General features: G+C 64.9%; 2 pseudogenes. One reads left to right on the top strand and one right to left on the bottom strand.

What is annotated here, in order from left to right:
- Window positions 1-56 precede the first annotated feature (56 nt).
- A pseudogene (locus VFQ05_03080) lies at window positions 57-314 on the top strand (transposase).
- Window positions 315-634: 320 nt separating this feature from the next.
- Here the strand turns inward: VFQ05_03080 and VFQ05_03075 are convergent.
- Window positions 635-1,284 (bottom strand): annotated as a pseudogene (locus VFQ05_03075) (IS1 family transposase).
- Window positions 1,285-1,588: the final 304 nt, after the last annotated feature.

Genomic DNA, 1,588 nt, shown 5'->3' with positions numbered 1-1,588 from the left:
CCCGTGAGCCGAGAGGATACCATTCCCGCTGGTGCCGTCAAGTATAAAAACGCCACAATCTTTCGAGCCACAAGGGTGCGAAGACCCGCGCCCTGATCGAGGCCGCGGGCGCCAGCCTGCGCTTCCTCCCGCCCTACAGCCCGGACTTCAACCCGATCGAGAACGCTTTCGCCAAGCTCAAGGCGCTTCTGCGCAAGGCCGCCGAGCGCACGGTCGACGGCCTCTGGGCCGCCATCGGCCGCCTCGTCGAAACCTTCACCCCGAACGAGTGCGCCAACTACTTCACCGCCGCCGGCTACGATCCAGACTGGTAGGATTCCGCTCTAGTGGCAGTCGTCAGGTCCAGGTCAAAATCTGGCGGGCAACGCTCAAGCGAGATTAGGCGAACATGAACTTTGGCATCCGAGCCCGAAAAGCAGGCCGGACGCCCCCTAGCTACTTCCCAAACGACTCCGACGGCCTGGGCGCCGTTCACGACGCTGACGCCATCGCATTCGAACACACCCCAGCTTGTTGATCTACCGTCAAGGGGCGTTCTAGTCGCCCCGCGGCGAAGGATTGTTATTCCGTTATTGAAACACCAGAAGCGATCCGGGGTTGTGGTTAGGGCCGCCTCCATCGCATCATCAGGGTCTTAGGCCAGCATAGACATGAGTTCGGTGATCCCGGCGCTGTCACCGAAGCGGACGAAGAGCGCGATAGAGGCGTCCACCATCCGCTTGGCCTTGGACACGACGCAGGTGCGGCGGCGGAACCGGGCCAGCCAGTGCCGCTGGCGGGAATGGTCCCGCTCGATGCCGTGCGTCTCCTCCTTGCCGACGAACAGCCGCCCTTGCGGGATCAGCTCGGCGTACGCCGCCCAGTCGTCGGTGCAGTAGAGACGAGGGTTCCGGCGCTCCACGCGCTCGAGCAGCCGGCTCAAGGTGCCGGCGTCACGACCGCCGCACTCCCAGTCAACCACGCGGCCTGAAGCACGATCCCGAGCCTTCCAGACCCAGAGCTTGTTCCGCTTTTTTTCAGGAAGTGCCACATCTCGTCCAGCTCGACCACGACCGCCCGGCCTTCCGGCTCGGGCTTTTGCGCGTACGCTTCGGCGAACTGCTCGATCCAGGTCATCACGCTGGGCGTGGACACGCCGAGCAGCTTGGCGGTGCGGTTCATCGACAGCCCGCTCAGGTAGAGCAGCACGGCGGTGACCTTGACCCGCAGCGGCATGCCGCGCGGCGGCGTGTCGGTGAAGTTCAGCCCGCAGGCCTTGCAGCGGTAGCGCTGCAGGCCCTTCATGAAGCCGTTCTTGACGTGCTCCTCGCTGCCGCAACGCTTGCACCCACCGCAGCCCCATCGCCCCGCTCCGCCGGCCGTTCCACCGCCGACGGAGATAGGCGATCTACGCTCCCTTAAAACCCTGCGCGTGGATGCACGTCATCTATCCGGACCCGCTGTTCTCGGTGGCGATCACCTTCCTCGCCGGGCTCGGCTTCGCCGCCATGTACGTCGCCTACCCCAATATGTGGCTCGTCGCCGGAAGCCACGCGGTGCTCAACTGCGTCGGCACGCTCTACTGCTTCCTCAACCTGGCGGCCTCGTG

The organism is Candidatus Eisenbacteria bacterium, from assembly GCA_035712145.1.
In the GTDB taxonomy this organism is placed as follows: domain Bacteria; phylum Eisenbacteria; class RBG-16-71-46; order RBG-16-71-46; family RBG-16-71-46; genus DASTBI01.
Note: the sequence above shows the minus strand (reverse complement) of the source record. Positions and strands in the feature narration are given on the sequence as shown.